The sequence below is a fragment of the Arthrobacter sp. zg-Y769 genome, assembly GCF_020907405.1.
Lineage (GTDB): Bacteria > Actinomycetota > Actinomycetes > Actinomycetales > Micrococcaceae > Arthrobacter_B.
Genome location: NZ_JAJJOE010000007.1, coordinates 51761 through 66575, shown reverse-complemented (window position 1 = coordinate 66575; position 14815 = coordinate 51761). Strand labels below are relative to the sequence as shown.

Below are 14815 nucleotides of genomic sequence, written 5' to 3'. Positions count from 1 at the left end.
TATGCCGAACAACACACCCTCCGCTGCCGAGCAGGCCTCAGGGGGCGACAGCCACGGACAGCCCGCAGCGGTGGTCTTTGACGATCTCATAGGTATGGCTGCTGATGCGGTCAGCGCTACCGGCACATCAGGGTGGACCTATGAGAACGGAACAATCTGGGCTCCTGAAGAGCCCGTCATCGCTTTTTCTCCGGAGCCCTGCGGAAGGACCGCTGACGGCATGGAGCAGCGCTTTATGGAGTTTGGGCTGATCGGACCTCCGGCACCCGTCGGGCCCGGTGAAGCGCGGGATCAAATGCGGGCCTACCTGCAGGATCATGGATACGAGTTGACCCGGTCCATGGACCCCCCGGCCGGAAACGAACCCAAGAACACCTATATTGTCACCGGGAAACGGGCCGACGGCGCCTTTATCGACTACGGGGCGAACGACGCAGAACAGCTCCTGACCCTCAGGAGCCAGTGCTCGGCCCACCCAACACTCCAGGACGAGGTCAGCGCCCAGACCGAGTAGGACAGATTCCAAGCAAAGAATCGGGTAATTGCCCGATTTAACGCTCCGCCATGGGTGCTGGCGCTGGTTGGTTTCGGTTTCAGCACGGTATGCGTGCGCATCATTCCCAGCCCAGGGTGGCGCTGCCGTAACGCGGAGGGGCCCAACCGTATTCAAGCTGGTTACCGTCGACAAGCAGCGGAGGCGGCACAAAGACCAGTTCGCCGTAGGCACTCGGCCAGGTCCGTAGCTCCGGTTCCAGTTCGATCCGCTCGGTATCCGAAGGCGGACTCGGCAGCAGCGGGGCAAGGTCCCGCCAGAGTGCGGGAAGCGGATTCATGTTCCGGTGGTCGGAAGCCATAACGGCATTATGCAGCCCGATCCCGGTTCCGGCTGGCCTGCTCCACGGTGAATCGGAGATGTCACGTGCCTACCGTGCTGCAGCCGCAGCGGCGAATCGCGCGGCGAGTTGACCGAAGGCGGCCGCCAGCTCCGGCGGGCCCGCCACCTCGAGTTCGGCGTCGAACCGGCCAAAGGAGGCTGCCAGTGCCGCCCAGGACCAGGAGCCCGCCTCCAGGCGGCACCGGTCGGATCCCAGCGCTTCGACCGTGCCGTCCGCGGCGAACGGTACGACGGCGGCCGCCGGCAGGTGCAGGATCACGGCACCCCGGCAGGGCCAGTCGGACCCCTTACCGGGATGCTTTCCCGGCTCCGCTCCCCGGAACCGGGCGGAGACGAAGGCGTGCACGCTGCCGCCGGGCAGTTCCCGCTGCCGGAACCGGGCACCCGCCGGCATCCGCGGCGTGATCCGGTCGGCACGGAAGATCCGCCAGTCGTTCCGGTCCAGATCCCAGGCCACCAGGTACCAGCGTCCGCGGGAGGCCACCAGATGATGCGGCTCCGCCCGGCGCGGCGGTGAGAAGCCGACGTCGCCGTCATTCGCCTGGGCACCCGCATAGTCAAAGCGCAGCACCTGACGTGATCGGACGGCAGTGGCGAGGGTCAGCAGCAGTTCCGGCGAAACCGATCCGCCCGTGCCAGGGAGTCCCGGCAGTGTAGTGAACTGCAGCGCGTCAAGACGGTGGCGCAGCCGCGAGGGCATCACCTGCCGGACCGTGGCCAGCGCCCGTGCCGCGGCCTCCTCGATCCCCGCACCGGTGAGGGGTGCGGACTGCAGCGCGACGGCGAGCGCCAGCACCTGGTCATCGTCGAAAAGCAGCGGCGGCAGCTCGGCGCCGGCGTCCAGGCGGTAGCCTCCGTCCGGCCCCTTCAGCGCGGAGATGGAATAGCCCATCTCCCGCAGCCGGTCGACGTCGCGCCGCACGGTCCGGGGGCTGATCTCGAGCCGGTCGGCCAGCACCTGCCCCGGCCAGTCCCGCGGAGTCTGCAGGAGCGAGAGGAGCAGCAGGAGCCGCGACGTCGTGGTGGTCATAAGACAAAAGATAAGCGAAATAGCGGCCAGAACCTGACCTCTATTGGGAGAAGAGTGGGAGTTACCGGGAAACCACCCGGGCTTTCCCAGAAGGAGCTCTCCATGTCAGTCACCACCACGCCCCACCTGAACTTCCGCGGCAATGCCCGGGCCGCCCTGGAGTTCTACCACTCGGTCTTCGGCGGGCAGCTTATCGTCGTCACCAACGAAGACGCCCACAGCGTCGACCTCCCGGAGGAGGCGGGCCAGGTCAAGTTCGGGCAGGTAATCGGCGGGAACGGGTTCTCCGTCATGGCCTACGACGTTCCCTCCAGCGTTTCCTACGACCAGGGCGAGAAGTCCTCCTTCGTTTCGGTCCGCGGCGACTCGGCGGAGGAGATCACTGGACTCTGGGGGCGGCTTGCCGACGGCTCCACCGTGCTGCAGGACCTGGCCCCCTCGGCCTTCTCCCCCGCCTACGGAATGGTGCAGGACCGCTTCGGCGTCACATGGGTGCTTGACGTCGCCGTCGCCTACGAGCCCGCCGGCTAACCCCGTGCCCGGTACCCCGCGGGCACGGACCGAATCCCGGGCCGTGCCCGCCGCGGCGCCGCGCCGGGACGGCCGGGGACCGGCTAGTCTCGGAGGCATACCTCCGGCGGCTTCCCCGCCGGCACTCTAAGCATGGGAGCGTTATGGCCTCGGACGTACTGGTAGTCATCGGCATGGGCGGCATGGGGCAGGCGGTTATGCGCCGGTCCGGCGCAGGACGCAAGATCCTGCTGGCCGACTTCAATGAGGACCTGCTCGAGAGCGTGCACGCCGCCGCACTGGGCGAAGGCTACGACGTCGTCTCCCAGCAGGTGGATGTCTCCTCGCGGCAGTCGGTGGCCGCGCTGGCCGCAACCGCCCGCGAACTGGGCGCCGTAACCGGTGTAGTGCACACCGCCGGACTCTCCCCCGTCCAGGCGCCGGTGGAGGCCATCTGGAAGGTCGACCTCTTCGGTGTGGCCGTGGTGCTGGAGGAGTTCGAGAAGGTCATCGCCCCGGGCGGTGCCGGCGTCGTTATCTCCAGCATGTCCGCCTACATGGCCGGCGGCCAGATGCCCGCCGATGTGCTGGCGAGTCTGGCGACCGTCCCCGCGGACGATCTGCTGCTGATTCCCTTTGTCGCCGGCATCGACCACCCCGGACACGCCTACAGCGTGGCCAAGCGCGCCAACCAGGTCCGCGTCCAGACCGCCAGCCTGCGCTGGGGTGCCCGCGGGGCACGCGTGAACAGCATCAGCCCCGGCGTCATTTCCACCCCGATGGGCCAGCAGGAACTCTCCGGCGAATCCGGCTCGCAGATGCGCGCCATGATCGAGGCGTCCGGCACCAAGCGCCTCGGCACCGCCTTCGACATCGCCAACGCCACGGCCTTCCTGCTCAGCCAGGAGGCCAGCTTCATGACCGGCGCGGACCTCCTAATTGACGGCGGTGCGGTGGCCGCCGTCGATACCGGCCAGCGCAGCCAGGTCGCCGGCTAGGCAGGAAAGTTCCGCACCTTCAGGAACGGATGCGGATTCACTGATTGCCGGGGCGCCGGTGGTGTGATCGAATCTGGGGCATGTTGTACGCAACCTCAGCAGACGGCACCCGCATCGCCTTCGACCAGGTGGGCCACGGCACCCCGGTAGTCATTGTCGGCGGTGCCTTTTCAACCGCGGACGCCGGCGCCCCGCTCGCCGACGCGCTGAAGGCCGCCGGCTTCCAGGCCGTGACCGTGGACCGCCGTGCCCGCGGGGAAAGCAGCGACACCTCCCCCTACTCACCGCAGCGGGAGGTGGAGGACCTCACGGCGGTCCTGAACGCCGTCGGCGGTGAATCGGTTGTCCTCGGGCATTCTTCGGGCGCGATGCTGGCGCTGCTGGCCGCGGCCGAAGGAGCACCGATCAGTCATCTGTTCCTTTCCGAGCCGCCCTTCCTGTTCGGTGAAGGGGAGCCGTCTGAGGATCTTCCGGACCGGCTCCAGTCCCTCGTCGACGCCGACAATCCGGCCGAGGCGGTCACCACCTTCCAGCGTGAAGGCATCGGCCTGCCCGAACCGCTGATCGAAGAAATCCGGACCAGCCCGTTTTTCCCGGCACTTCTTCGGCTGGCCCAGTCCGCGGTCTACGACGCGCGCCTTTCACAATCCGTCTCGACCCCGACGACGGCGATGGCGGAGGTCTCGGTGCCCGTCACGATTCTGCGGGGCACCACCACGTACCCGGTGATCATGGACGCCACCGAGAAGCTGGCCAAGCGCATGCCCCACGCGGTCCTGGTGACAGTGCCGGAATCCCACGACCATTCCCCCGATCCGTCGGGCACCGTCCGCGAAATCCGCCGCCGCATACCGGTGCAGTGACGGACGCCCCGGGTGGGAGCACGCCCTCCTACCTCGCCCTCCTACGCGGCATCAATGTCGGCGGGCGGAACAAGGTCCCCATGCAGGCCCTGCGGGGGCATCTGGAGGACCTCGGGTACCAGCAGGTCTCGACCTACATCGCGAGCGGCAATGTTTTCCTGGCCTCGAACGACGACGCCGCCTCGATCGGCAGCCGGATCGAAGCCGCCCTCACCGAGAACTTCGACCTCGACGACGAACTCGTCAAGGTCCTGGTGCTGGGCCGTGCCCAGGTGCAGGCCGTCGTCGAGCACCGGCCCGAGAACTTCGGTGAGCGGCCGGACCTCTACCACTCCGACGCGATCTTCCTCATGGGTATCGATGCCGACGCCGCGATGGGCGCATTCCGGCCCAGGGAAGGAATCGACACGGTCTGGGCCGGCGACGGCGTGATCTATTCGCAGCGGCTCAGCGCCGAGCTGACCAAGAGCCGGCTCAGCGCCATCGCGGCCTCCCCGCTCTACAAGTCGATGACGATCCGCAGCTGGAAAACAACCCGGAAGCTGTGGGACCTGCTGCCAGGATGATCAGCGGTGAGCGATCACCCACGCATCGGAGGCATTCCCCGCCGCGCATTCGTGCGACGCTGGAGGGATGGATTTGGTGGTGTCGCCCGCGCTCACGATTCCCGCGGCTGAACTCGACTGGCGGTTCTCCCGTTCGTCCGGCCCCGGGGGCCAGCATGTCAACACCTCGGACAGCCGCGTTGCACTCTCCTGGAACGTAGCCGGTTCTGCGGTGCTGTCGGAACAGCAACGCCTGCTGCTACAGCAGCAGCTGAAACGCAGGCTCGTGGCTGGAGTGCTGACCGTGACGGCCTCCGAGCAACGTTCCCAGCTTCGCAATCGGGAAACAGCCCTGGCCAAGCTCGCCTCCCTCGTGGCAGACGGACTGGCGCCCGGACCTGCCCCGCGCCGCACCACCAAACCTACCCGGGGCTCGAACTACCGCCGCCTCGATGCAAAGAAACAACGGGGTGCCACGAAGCGGCAACGGCAACGGCCGCCGGCTGATTAATTCCACCGGGGTTTGGCATCAATTTGAGGGCTGCTGCCCACCGATGGGCCGTATCCGGGTTAGCTCGGCGTCGTCGGCGTTCCGTACTGGGACGGGCCTAGCCGGCGCCGAAGCTGCTCATTTTCGGAAACCCGGTCCCGAAGACCCGTGGCAATCCGGTCCAGGAAGTCATCCACCTCATTCTGCGCATACCCCTCGCGGAACTTTGTCGGCTGGAACCTCTGCGTTATTACCTCTTCAGGGCTAAGAATTGGAGCGGTAACGTCCTGCCTGAAAATGGCCGTCTTTTGTAGCTGAAGACCTTCCTTTTCGAGCCGTCGGAGCTCCTGGACAGTTCGATCCAGGAAGTCATCCACCTCGTCCTGGTCATAGCCCTCCTTGAATTTCGTGGGCTGGAAACGTTTGGCGACAACCTCTTCAGCTGTGAGAGTACCGGTGCCGTATGTGGCGGATTCGCCCTTGGATTTGGCGGATTTGGAGGGTTTCGAAGCTAGCAATCCGAGCAGGAGTATTACCGCTACGAGAATCCAAGTTCTCCCTGAGCCATCGCTTTCGCTTGCTCCTTGGGCCATTACCGCTGAAACATATTCAAAAGACATGGAGCTCCGATTTTCGTAAGGTCAGTCTGTGTCACAGCTGAACGGATCAAAGGTCTGGCGACAATAACTGTAACCGAATGCTTCTTCCGAAAGCCGCCATTGATTTCGATGCTTCCGGCTATTTCCAGGACCACCCTGCAGCCGGCCGCCCGCGGCCTTCTGCCACTGCCTGACCGGACTTGGACAGGGCCGGGTTCCGGGCCAGCGTCCGGCCCAGATTGGACGAGTCGGGTTCGCTGCGGCCGGCGGCGGCCGAGAGATTCCGGATGATCCGGGCCGCCTGCGCGGTGGTGAAGTGCTTTCCCAGCAGTGCTTTCGTCAGTGGCTGGTCCACCCAGAGGGCATCCAGCACGGTGCCGGCGGTGCGGCGGATGATGGTGTCGTGGTCGAACGGCAGTCCGGACACCCGCTCCACCGGCGTGACCTTGACCCTCGTTTCATCCAGCCGGGCATCCGGCTGCAGGACGGCGGTGTGGACGATCGAGATGGTGGGCCCGCGCGGATCCCGGTCCGGGTTGTCGTAGACGCCCGCCGTGTCGAGGTGCTGCACCTGGTCCTCCCCTATTCCGGTCTTGACCGTCAAGGCCCGCAGTGCAGCCTCCGCCAGCCGCTCGGAGGGAAGCAGGAGGACACCGGGGAGCGCCTGGACTCCGGCAAAGGGTTCGTTGGCCCGCTCCGCGGTCACCACGCACAGCCCCCCGTCCCTTCCAATGAAGGGCACGGTATCGATCGAGACGAGGGGCTGCTGCCGTTCAATGCTCATGAAGAGATGTTACCGAGCACTTCCCGGACGTCCGCGAAGGACTGGCGGCGGAGGAACTCACCGTTGGCCCAGACAGGCTGGAGCAGGGACGCCTCTTCCTGCTCGGGAGTGGCCTTCTCTATGAGGGCCAGTTCGCCGTCGTCGTTCCGGGTAACGGCCAGGCGTCCCGTGGCCGAGCGCTTGGAGCCGAACCCCTTGGCCGTGATCGGATCCTTGAAGACGTTGCGCCCTTCCCCGTTGACCTCGATGTAGGTGACCTTGACTGCCGAGGAGAAGGTGTCGCGCGTGACGTACTGGTAGGTGAACGACCCGGCGCCCAGCACCACATTCTCGGCAGCGTAGCCCGCTTTCTCCAGCCGCGCGGTGATGTCGGCGGCACGTTCCGGGGTGATGGAGTCCCCGTACATCACACGCACGTTGTTCAGGACCTTGTAGCCGGCCCCGTTGAGGGTGGAGCCGAACTCGGCTTCCAGGAGGGCGGCGACGCCGAAGTAGGCCGGGTCCTCTGCCATCGGCGGTGCCGTGTCGGGGACGGCGCCGGGCCGGGTGGAGGTGCCGCAGACAATATCGGCGGGATCCCCGGAGTCGGGACGGATGACCACGTTGCCGTCCCGGGAGGTGATGATGTCCTTGAGCCCGGGCAGGATGTTCTGCAGCACGTGCCACAGGTCGAAACCGTCGGACACCAGCGAAATGTTGCCGCTGGGATTGACCTCCAGGATGTGGCGGAAGGTGTCCGCCTCCCCTTCCTGGCCTCCGGCGCACATCACGGCGTGCTCGCTGGCGGGGATGGAGCCGAGGATCTGGCCGTTGTCGGCACCGAAGGAGGAGTTGTAGTAGCGGCGGATGAAGTCTGCCGAGGCGAGGGAGTCCGACCCCTTGAAGGAGAGCAGGTGTCCGGCGCCGGAGGCGGCAGCCGCCTCGACTCCGGGCATGCCGCGGAAGGAGAAGTCGTGGAGCTGCCAGTCCACGAACGCGGCGTCCGTGCCGGTCTTTTCGGCAGCGGCATCGAGGATGCCGCGGTACTTGTCGGCGATGGTCGCTGCGGTGGAGGGCTGCCAGATGGACGCGCTGAGTGCCGTCTCGATGTAGTTGACCAGCCAGAAGAACTCCGGTTCGGTGGATTCGACGGTCACGGACGGGACCCGCAGCGGAACCCGGGTTCCCTCGGGAACGGCGCGGAAGATCAGCGGCAGGTAGCCGCGGCGGTGCAGGGCCCGGATGTGGCCGGTTCCGACGGTGTTGGGACCGAGGATGTCGTCGAGGCCGCCCTGGTACTCGGCGACGGCGTCGTCTTCATCGGCGGCGAAGAAGGGGGCGAAGGCTTCGAGGCAGAATTTCTGCAGGAAGGCCTGCAGGCCGAAGTGCACCACGTGGTCGACGCCCTCAAGACGGGAACCGCGGTTGGTGAAGTTGGAGAGGACCTTCGTGGTGCCCCGGGGATACATGTGGATGTGGCCGAGCTTGTACGCGTCCGTCTGGAAGAGGGCGGCGGTGGTGCTGGCGGTGGTCAGTTCGGCAGGCGCTGCTGTGATGGTCATCGTTGGTCCTTAGATGAGGTGGGAAATCAGGGGCGTGATGGAAGCGGCGACGTCCGGGTTGGCCGCGCCGGGGTGTGAATCGGTGGTGTGGACTGAGCCGTATGCCTGCCTCAGCTGGGCTGCCTTGCCGGAGAAGACTCCGTGGCTGATCCACAGGTCCAGGCGGTCCGGTCCGAGGCCGGTGGCTGCGGCCAGTCCCATGAAGGTGCCGCCGCCGTCGCAGATGTCGTCGACCACCAGGAAGCGGCCTTCTGCGGGCAGCTCCTCGCAGGTGAACCCGGAGAGCTTGCCGGTGGCAAAGTCCCGGTGTTTTTCGGCGTGGTAGAGCGGAAGTCCGAGCGCTGCGGCGGTCCGGGCGGTGCGTTCCTTCGCCCCGGCATCCGGGCAGATGACGCCCGCGTACTCCCCCGCCCTGTTCCGCAGGACCTGCGCGATGACGGTGGAGGATTCGACGATGCGCAGGTTGTTCACCAGTGCCGGCATAACGGGCGAGTGGGGGTCGAAGCAGACCACCTCGTCGGCGTTCATGGCGTTGATGAGGTTGGCGTAGACCTTGGCACCGAAGGGGTTGCCGCGGTCCTGCCGGGCTCCGGGCAGGTATGGAATGAGGGCCTGGACCTTGTGGCCACCCTGGTGGGCGTAGTCGATCCACATGGCTGCGGCTAGGTACTCGTTTGCGTCAGCGCCGGTGAGGTAGAGGTAGAGCGGGGTCTCCTCCGGACTGCCTTCGACCTTGAGGTGGGCCTCCCCGGCCGGAAAGGACATGGGCGTGGCGGCCGAATGGACGGTGTATCCCTGCGGGACTGCTGCGTATGCGGTGAACATGCTGCCAGCCTACCCAGCTTTTTCGTCATTGGAAGTTTATTGACGAAATAAACGTAATGTTACGAATATCGACGCACTGGTGCCCGCCGCCTCGTTTTGGTGGGGACATCATCACACGGGGCACCCGATCACGTGCCGATGTCCCTCCGGTTGAGGGCGAAGGCCGCGAGCAGCACCAGCAGCGTGCTCGTGCCGTACAGCGCAGTGAGCCCTGCCCAATCGGCCCCGTTGCTGAGCGGACCGGCGCCGAAGGCCCAGTAATAAGGTGTCCAGGAGTGGAGGTAGTCCAGGTCCGGGTTCTGGTTGGCCACGGCATTGAGGGCGTACCCGCCGACGGCGACCGCCACGGCAGCCGCGAGCGCCCAGACGCGGCGGCCGCTGAAGGCCCCTGCGGCCAGGGCCACGAACGCCGTCAGCAGTGCCAGTCCGATAAGTGCTGCACACCCGGCCCAGACGTGGGAAGGAACGAGCCCGAGTTGTGCGGGGCGGTTGAAAACCAGCACAGCCAGACCGGTGAAAAGGCCCAGCAGCAGCAGGCGGGCCGCGATGGCGGCGCTCCGCTCCAGGACGAGTTGGACCCGGCTGACGGCGTGGGCCAGGACTAGTTCCAGGGTCCCGCTCTCTTCGTCCCCGGCAATGGCCCGGGTTCCCCAGGAAACGGCGGCGATGGTGAAGAGTACGAAACCGATGAGGCCGAAAAACGTCGACTGGGTGTATCCCGCGCCGGTGGTCAGCTGGTCATAGCCCAGTGCGGAAATGAGCTCGGATGGCAGGCTCTGCAGGAGATCCTGAAAATCCTGCCCCGCCAGGGACGGATAAAGGGGCAGGTACAGGCTCAGGACAGCGAGGATGCCCGCCGCCCATCCCAGCAGCGGGCGCCACGACCCGGCGAGTGAACGGGTGAACAAGGGAAGACGGCTCATTAGCCCGCACCGCCGTCGCCCGTTCCGGCACCGGCCTCCGGGCCGTAAAAACGCAGGACCGCTTCCTCCAGGTCGGGTTCCTGCACCACCAGGTCGAGGAGGCGTTGGCCCGCCAGGGCCGTGATCAGGTCCGGCATCTCGCCGTCGAACCGGGCATTGATCGAGGTTGCGCCTGAGGCTACGGGGTCGGCGCCCACTTGGAGCAGCACCAATCCCGGCACCCTTCCGAGGCGTTCAACCAGGGCAGGTGCCTCCGTGACGGTGGTTCCGATCCGCACGCGGCGGCCGGCCGAGGCCCGGATAGCCGCGGTACTGGCGGCGGAGACCACCGTCCCCGAACGGAGGATGGCTACGGTATCGGCGGCCTCCTCAATCTCGCTCAGGACGTGCGAACTGAGCAGCACGGTCTGGCCGTTACTGCTCGCCTCCCTCACCAGGGCCAGGAACTCCTGCTGAACCAGTGGGTCCAATCCGCTGGTTGGTTCGTCCAAAATGAGCAGCGGGGGTTGATGCATAAATGCCTGGATAAGTCCGAGTTTCTGCCTGTTTCCTTTGGACAGTGCCCGCACCGGGCGGCCGAGGTCCAGCTCGAGCCGCTCTGCCAGGGCCCGGACGGTTCCCGGCTTAACGGGACCGCTGATCCGGGAGAAACAACGGAGAAGCTCCTGTCCGCTCACTCTTTCCGCCATAAACAGGTCGCCGGGGAGGAAGCCGATCCGTCGGCGCAGGTCGGGCCCTCCGCTGCGGGGATCAACGCCGAGGACAGCTATCTCTCCGGAACTGGGGCGCAGCAGGTCCAGCAACAGGCGCATCAGCGTGGTCTTGCCGGCCCCGTTGGGGCCGATGATCCCGAAGACGCTTCCGGCAGGGACATCCAGGTCGATCCCCTTCAGGGCCGCGATGCGCCCGAACCGCTTGTGCAGCGCACGGGTCTGCACCACGGATGCGGCAGAGCCAGTACCCATGCGGTCAGGCTACTCTTCGGCCGCAGGTAGTGGATAGGGGCGCATTCATAGAATCCGCCCCGGCCGATGAGCCGTGAATCAAGGCGGTTGTCCGTTATCGTTTCGGACTGGGCGCGATTTCGAAGGTTACCTGCTGCGCCGCAGACTGAGTCAGGAATTATTTCGGGGGAAATATGCGCAGCAAGCTTTCAGAAGTTAAGTTCCGTGCGGAAACAGTTTCCGCGCCTGGGGGCGGCCGGGTTGAACGAGAGGTGGCACGATGAGTGCCTACCCCGCCGGAACGCCGCCGTTTCCGCCGAACGGGCATTACCCGCCGTACTGGATGCCGCCGCCCCCTCCCAAGCCCAAGTCCCGCGTTCTAAAGGTGTTCTTCATCGTGACCGCCTCGCTTCTGGCAGTTGTGATGCTCACCGTACTGTCCGTGGTGGGCACCTACAGCGAGGGTTCCGACCAGTTCGAGGATGCCCGGGCGCAGGCCCATGTCGCCCACACGGTGAACATGCGGATGAACGCCATACTGGACGCCCCTCCCTACGGCGTAACAGAGGAACAGTGGGACGCGTTCTGGAGCGAGCCGGCCATGAACTCACCGGAAATGCAGGATCTTCTCGAAGCCATGGCGGCGGCATGGGACTATCAACTCCGGGAGGACGAGTCCGAAATGGAATGGGATGCAGGCTCCATCTCGGACTCCTCCCGCAGGGAGGACGCGCAGGCCTCGGTGGACCTGCTGTCGCAGGCAATCGAGGGCGGCTTGCATCGCGCCGGAAAACGGCGAATTTACGGCGACCTTGCCGAGGTAATCACCGATGCCTGCTATGGGCGGGCCACGTTTGAAATACTGTACGACGGCTCAGGCAAGCCCACCCTGGAGGGAGTCTGGATGGTGACGTCGGCCCACACCATCTGGAGCGGCAACCCTCATGGACAGCGGATCGGCGACCTGGCCGAGCTCGCCTACCCTGCCGCCTTCGAGGCTGGATTGAAGCATCATTGTGAGTCCCCGTACCCGCCGCTCACCTCCCAGAGCCAGCATCCCGGAGACGCCGAGATCGCAAAGTCGGTGTCGGACGCGGTGGATCGGGTGCTGCGCATCGTCACGGAAAACCCCAATGACACCGAGTTTATGTCGGAGGAGAACTGGGAGAAGCTCTGGGAGCAACCCGCGCTGAACACGCCGGAGGCCCAGGCCTATCTGGACCGCCTTACCGATAGGGCCCTCGAACAGTACCGGAAGCGGATCGCGGGCAGTCAAGCCGAAGTGGATCAGATACAGGACGAAGCCCTGCGGGCACACACGCAGGTCTACCTTGACCGGTTGACCCCGGCGATAGAGCGGGACGGCGGCAAACACCTGGGCGTCGGCATTCTCTACAGCGACCTCTCAGAGTTCTGGCACGACACCTGCTCCAATGACACCACAGTGGACATCATGGGGTATTCCAAGGTGGAGTTCGATCTAACCAGCAAGGAGCCCCGCCCCACCTTCAACTCGGCCACCATCGAGTCGGCGGACGCCGGGGATTACGAGCCGGGCGACAAGGAGTGGAGCGAGAAATCCCTGGAGATGGCAATGGAGGTATATCCCGAGGCGTATAAAGCGGGCGTCAGGCTCTACTGCGAGTAGGCGGGGCTCCGCTGGGCCGGGACCGGCTTACACGGCAGCAGGGCCTGGCCAGGCTACGTCCCCCGGGGGGTCCTCCCCCACCAGCCCGTCCACCGATTCACGGATCAGATCGGCATGTCCCGTGTGCCGGGCATATTCCTCGATCAGGTCGATCAGCATGCGGCGCAGGCTGCCGGCCTGCCCCTCAATAGCCGGCAGCAGCTGGTCGAGTCCGCCGTCGTTGTAAGCGGCGGCAAGGCGTTGCCGGGAGCGTCCGACGGCGTCGCCCCACAGGGCATAGAGGTGCTCCGGGCTGTCGTCTGCGGAGGTACGCCAATCCCAGTCCGGATCGGTTTCCCAGTCCACCGCATTCCACGGGGCTCCCGGGTCCTGACCTTTCAGCCGCCAGGCGAAGTACATGTCCTCCACACCCGCCAGGTGCTTGAGGAGACCACCGAGCGTAATGGCAGACGCGCCAACAGTGGTGTTAAGGGACTCGGAATCCAGGCCGCCCGTTTTCCAGGCAAACGTGGCACGCTGCCGGTCAAGGGAACCCAGCAGGGTTTCAATTTCGGTTCCCGCCAGCGGTGGTTCTATCTTGTGAATCTCTTCAGTCATAAAGCGGAAGACTAGGCAGACGGTGCCGCAGCGTCCATGCGTGGTCAGCCCTGGCACGGTCTTCGCTGCGCACCGGAAGCGCCGGCCTCCAGGCACCGGTTGACAGCTGCACCGGCCGGGGCGAGGATCACGCTATGACTCGGCAGGAAGCACTCCCCCTCCGCTGCGCCCTTGTGACGTTTGCCCTTGCGGCCCTGGTGGTTCAGTTCGTGGTGGTTCCGCGGATCGCGGCCCGGGCCGCGGACGCCTATCCGGAGGTTGCGGACTTGGCGTCCCCGTACGTCACGGTAATCGGGGTCGCGGTGGCCGCCTTCGAACTGGCGTTGCTCGCAGCCTGGCAACTGGTCTCCGCCGCGGCAGCGGACAGGTCCGCGCAACGTCGGTCGACCGGATGGGCCAACATCATGGCGGTTTCGCTGGGTGCCATGGCAGTGCTCTTCGCCGGAGTATTTGCCCATGCCGGGTCCGTCGAAAACATCGGCGGCCCGGCGATGCTGTTCGGGCTGCTGCTCTTCCTCGCCCTCATCCCCGTCGCCGTCGCCCTGCGGAACGGGGTCCTGGGTTGGCTGGAGGCCTTAACCAGCGCTGCCGCCGCAGCAGGCCCAGAGGCCCGCCGCAGCGGCAGTGTTGCCGGTACAGCCAGGAACTAGAAGTCCCAGTCGTCGTCTTCCGTGTTCACGGCCTTGCCGATGACGTAGGAAGATCCGGAGCCGGAGAAGAAGTCGTGGTTCTCGTCGGCATTCGGGGACAGGGCCGAAAGGATCGCCGGGTTCACGTCCGTCAGGGTGGACGGGAACATGGCTTCGTAGCCCAGGTTCATCAGCGCCTTGTTGGCGTTGTAGTGCAGGAACTTCTTGACGTCCTCGGCCAGGCCGACGCCGTCGTACAGGTCGTGCGTGTACTGGACTTCGTTTTCGTACAGCTCGAAGAGCAGCTCGTACGTGTAGTCCTTCAGTTCCTGGCGGCGTTCCTCGGGAATGGTCTCCAGGCCACGCTGGTACTTGTAACCGATGTAGTAGCCGTGCACGGCCTCGTCACGGATGATGAGGCGGACCAGGTCGGCCGTGTTTGTGAGCTTGGCCCGCGAGGACCAGTACATCGGCAGGTAGAAGCCCGAGTAGAAGAGGAAGGACTCCAGCAGGGTGGAGGCCACCTTGCGCTTCAGGGGATCATCGCCGCGGTAGTAATCGGTGATGATCCGCGCCTTCTTCTGCAGGTGCGGGTTCTCCGTCGACCAACGGAACGCCTCATCGATTTCCTTGGTGGAAGCCAGGGTGGAGAAGATCGAGGAGTAGCTCTTGGCGTGCACGGACTCCATGAACGCAATGTTCGTGTAGACCGCTTCCTCGTGCGGGGTCAGCGCATCGGGAATCAGCGAAACGGCACCGATGGTGGCCTGCATGGTGTCCAGCAGGGTCAGTCCCGTGAACACACGCATGGTGAGCTGCTGCTCATCCGGAGTCAGCGTTGCCCAGGACTGGACATCGTTGGACAGCGGCACCTTCTCCGGCAGCCAGAAGTTGTTGACCAGACGGTTCCAGACCTCAACGTCCTTCTCATCCTGGATCCGGTTCCAGTTGATCGCCTCGACGCCGTCGATCAGCTTCAGCTTCTCGGTCATGA

At 65.5% G+C, this 14815-nt stretch carries 18 protein-coding genes and 1 pseudogene; 8 read left to right on the top strand and 11 right to left on the bottom strand.

Going from position 1 to position 14815, the window contains the following annotated elements; all coding sequences use genetic code 11:
• The first annotated feature begins 1 nt into the window (after position 1).
• Positions 2 to 514, top strand: a complete 513-nt coding sequence (locus LOC60_RS05765) for a hypothetical protein (RefSeq protein WP_230023383.1) — start codon at positions 2 to 4, stop codon at positions 512 to 514.
• Positions 515 to 614: 100 nt separating this feature from the next.
• Here LOC60_RS05765 and LOC60_RS05760 read toward each other — a convergent pair whose 3' ends face one another.
• Both LOC60_RS05760 and LOC60_RS05755 read right to left on the bottom strand, forming a co-directional pair.
• Positions 615 to 854, bottom strand: coding sequence for a hypothetical protein (locus LOC60_RS05760; RefSeq protein ID WP_230023380.1), 240 nt, complete (start codon positions 852 to 854; stop codon positions 615 to 617).
• Between the two features lie 69 nt (positions 855 to 923).
• Entirely contained in the window at positions 924 to 1925 is a 1002-nt protein-coding gene (locus tag LOC60_RS05755; RefSeq protein ID WP_230023377.1) for a helix-turn-helix transcriptional regulator, read from the bottom strand.
• A gap of 102 nt (positions 1926 to 2027) precedes the next feature.
• Here LOC60_RS05755 and LOC60_RS05750 point away from each other — a divergent pair, with 102 nt between their 5' ends.
• The 5 genes from LOC60_RS05750 (at position 2028) to arfB (ending at position 5352) form a co-directional block, all read left to right on the top strand.
• On the top strand, positions 2028 to 2456 hold the full coding sequence (locus tag LOC60_RS05750) for a VOC family protein (RefSeq protein ID WP_230023362.1): 429 nt from the start codon (positions 2028 to 2030) through the stop codon (positions 2454 to 2456).
• Positions 2457 to 2599: 143 nt separating this feature from the next.
• On the top strand, positions 2600 to 3433 hold the full coding sequence (locus tag LOC60_RS05745) for an SDR family oxidoreductase (protein WP_230023360.1): 834 nt from the start codon (positions 2600 to 2602) through the stop codon (positions 3431 to 3433).
• An 80-nt stretch (positions 3434 to 3513) separates the two neighbouring features.
• Positions 3514 to 4296: an alpha/beta fold hydrolase gene (locus LOC60_RS05740; protein ID WP_230023358.1), complete on the top strand. Its 783-nt coding sequence runs from the start codon at positions 3514 to 3516 to the stop codon at positions 4294 to 4296.
• Complete coding sequence (locus LOC60_RS05735) at positions 4293 to 4862, top strand: DUF1697 domain-containing protein (RefSeq protein WP_230023356.1); 570 nt, start codon at positions 4293 to 4295, stop codon at positions 4860 to 4862. Before LOC60_RS05740 ends, LOC60_RS05735 begins: the two co-directional genes overlap by 4 nt.
• A 67-nt stretch (positions 4863 to 4929) precedes the next feature.
• A complete protein-coding gene (arfB, locus tag LOC60_RS05730; protein ID WP_230023354.1) occupies positions 4930 to 5352 on the top strand; it encodes an alternative ribosome rescue aminoacyl-tRNA hydrolase ArfB in 423 nt (140 codons plus the stop codon).
• A gap of 59 nt (positions 5353 to 5411) precedes the next feature.
• Here the strand turns inward: arfB and LOC60_RS05725 are convergent, their stop codons facing one another.
• The 7 genes and pseudogenes from LOC60_RS05725 to LOC60_RS05695 all read right to left on the bottom strand — a co-directional run bounded on the left by LOC60_RS05725 (position 5412) and on the right by LOC60_RS05695 (position 10968).
• A complete protein-coding gene (locus LOC60_RS05725) occupies positions 5412 to 5603 on the bottom strand; it encodes a DivIVA domain-containing protein (RefSeq protein WP_442860387.1) in 192 nt (63 codons plus the stop codon).
• Between the two features lie 33 nt (positions 5604 to 5636).
• Positions 5637 to 5786, bottom strand: a pseudogene (locus tag LOC60_RS05720) (DivIVA domain-containing protein); the annotation flags it as partial.
• A gap of 283 nt (positions 5787 to 6069) precedes the next feature.
• Complete coding sequence (locus tag LOC60_RS05715) at positions 6070 to 6714, bottom strand: NUDIX domain-containing protein (protein ID WP_230023352.1); 645 nt, start codon at positions 6712 to 6714, stop codon at positions 6070 to 6072.
• Positions 6711 to 8255, bottom strand: coding sequence for a nicotinate phosphoribosyltransferase (locus LOC60_RS05710; protein WP_230023350.1), 1545 nt, complete (start codon positions 8253 to 8255; stop codon positions 6711 to 6713). The genes LOC60_RS05715 and LOC60_RS05710 overlap by 4 nt, the downstream gene beginning before the upstream one ends.
• A gap of 9 nt (positions 8256 to 8264) precedes the next feature.
• A complete protein-coding gene (locus LOC60_RS05705) occupies positions 8265 to 9080 on the bottom strand; it encodes a ribose-phosphate pyrophosphokinase (protein WP_230023348.1) in 816 nt (271 codons plus the stop codon).
• A 128-nt stretch (positions 9081 to 9208) separates the two neighbouring features.
• Complete coding sequence (locus LOC60_RS05700; protein WP_230023346.1) at positions 9209 to 10003, bottom strand: ABC transporter permease subunit; 795 nt, start codon at positions 10001 to 10003, stop codon at positions 9209 to 9211.
• The gene (locus tag LOC60_RS05695; RefSeq protein ID WP_230023344.1) at positions 10003 to 10968 is read right to left on the bottom strand and encodes an ABC transporter ATP-binding protein; all 966 of its coding nucleotides are present in this window, start codon (positions 10966 to 10968) and stop codon (positions 10003 to 10005) included. Before LOC60_RS05695 ends, LOC60_RS05700 begins: the two co-directional genes overlap by 1 nt.
• Positions 10969 to 11227: 259 nt before the next feature.
• Between LOC60_RS05695 and LOC60_RS05690 the strand changes: the two genes are divergently transcribed.
• Positions 11228 to 12595 carry a hypothetical protein gene (locus tag LOC60_RS05690; protein WP_230023342.1) on the top strand — a complete coding sequence of 456 codons (1368 nt, stop codon included), beginning with the start codon at positions 11228 to 11230 and terminating at the stop codon, positions 12593 to 12595.
• Positions 12596 to 12622: 27 nt separating this feature from the next.
• Here LOC60_RS05690 and LOC60_RS05685 read toward each other — a convergent pair whose 3' ends face one another.
• The gene (locus LOC60_RS05685; RefSeq protein WP_230023341.1) at positions 12623 to 13192 is read right to left on the bottom strand and encodes a DinB family protein; all 570 of its coding nucleotides are present in this window, start codon (positions 13190 to 13192) and stop codon (positions 12623 to 12625) included.
• Between the two features lie 134 nt (positions 13193 to 13326).
• Here LOC60_RS05685 and LOC60_RS05680 point away from each other — a divergent pair, with 134 nt between their 5' ends.
• Complete coding sequence (locus LOC60_RS05680; protein WP_230023338.1) at positions 13327 to 13842, top strand: DUF2975 domain-containing protein; 516 nt, start codon at positions 13327 to 13329, stop codon at positions 13840 to 13842.
• Here the strand turns inward: LOC60_RS05680 and nrdF are convergent.
• Positions 13839 to 14813 carry a class 1b ribonucleoside-diphosphate reductase subunit beta gene (gene nrdF / locus LOC60_RS05675; RefSeq protein ID WP_230023335.1) on the bottom strand — a complete coding sequence of 325 codons (975 nt, stop codon included), beginning with the start codon at positions 14811 to 14813 and terminating at the stop codon, positions 13839 to 13841. The genes LOC60_RS05680 and nrdF overlap by 4 nt on opposite strands.
• Positions 14814 to 14815: the final 2 nt, after the last annotated feature.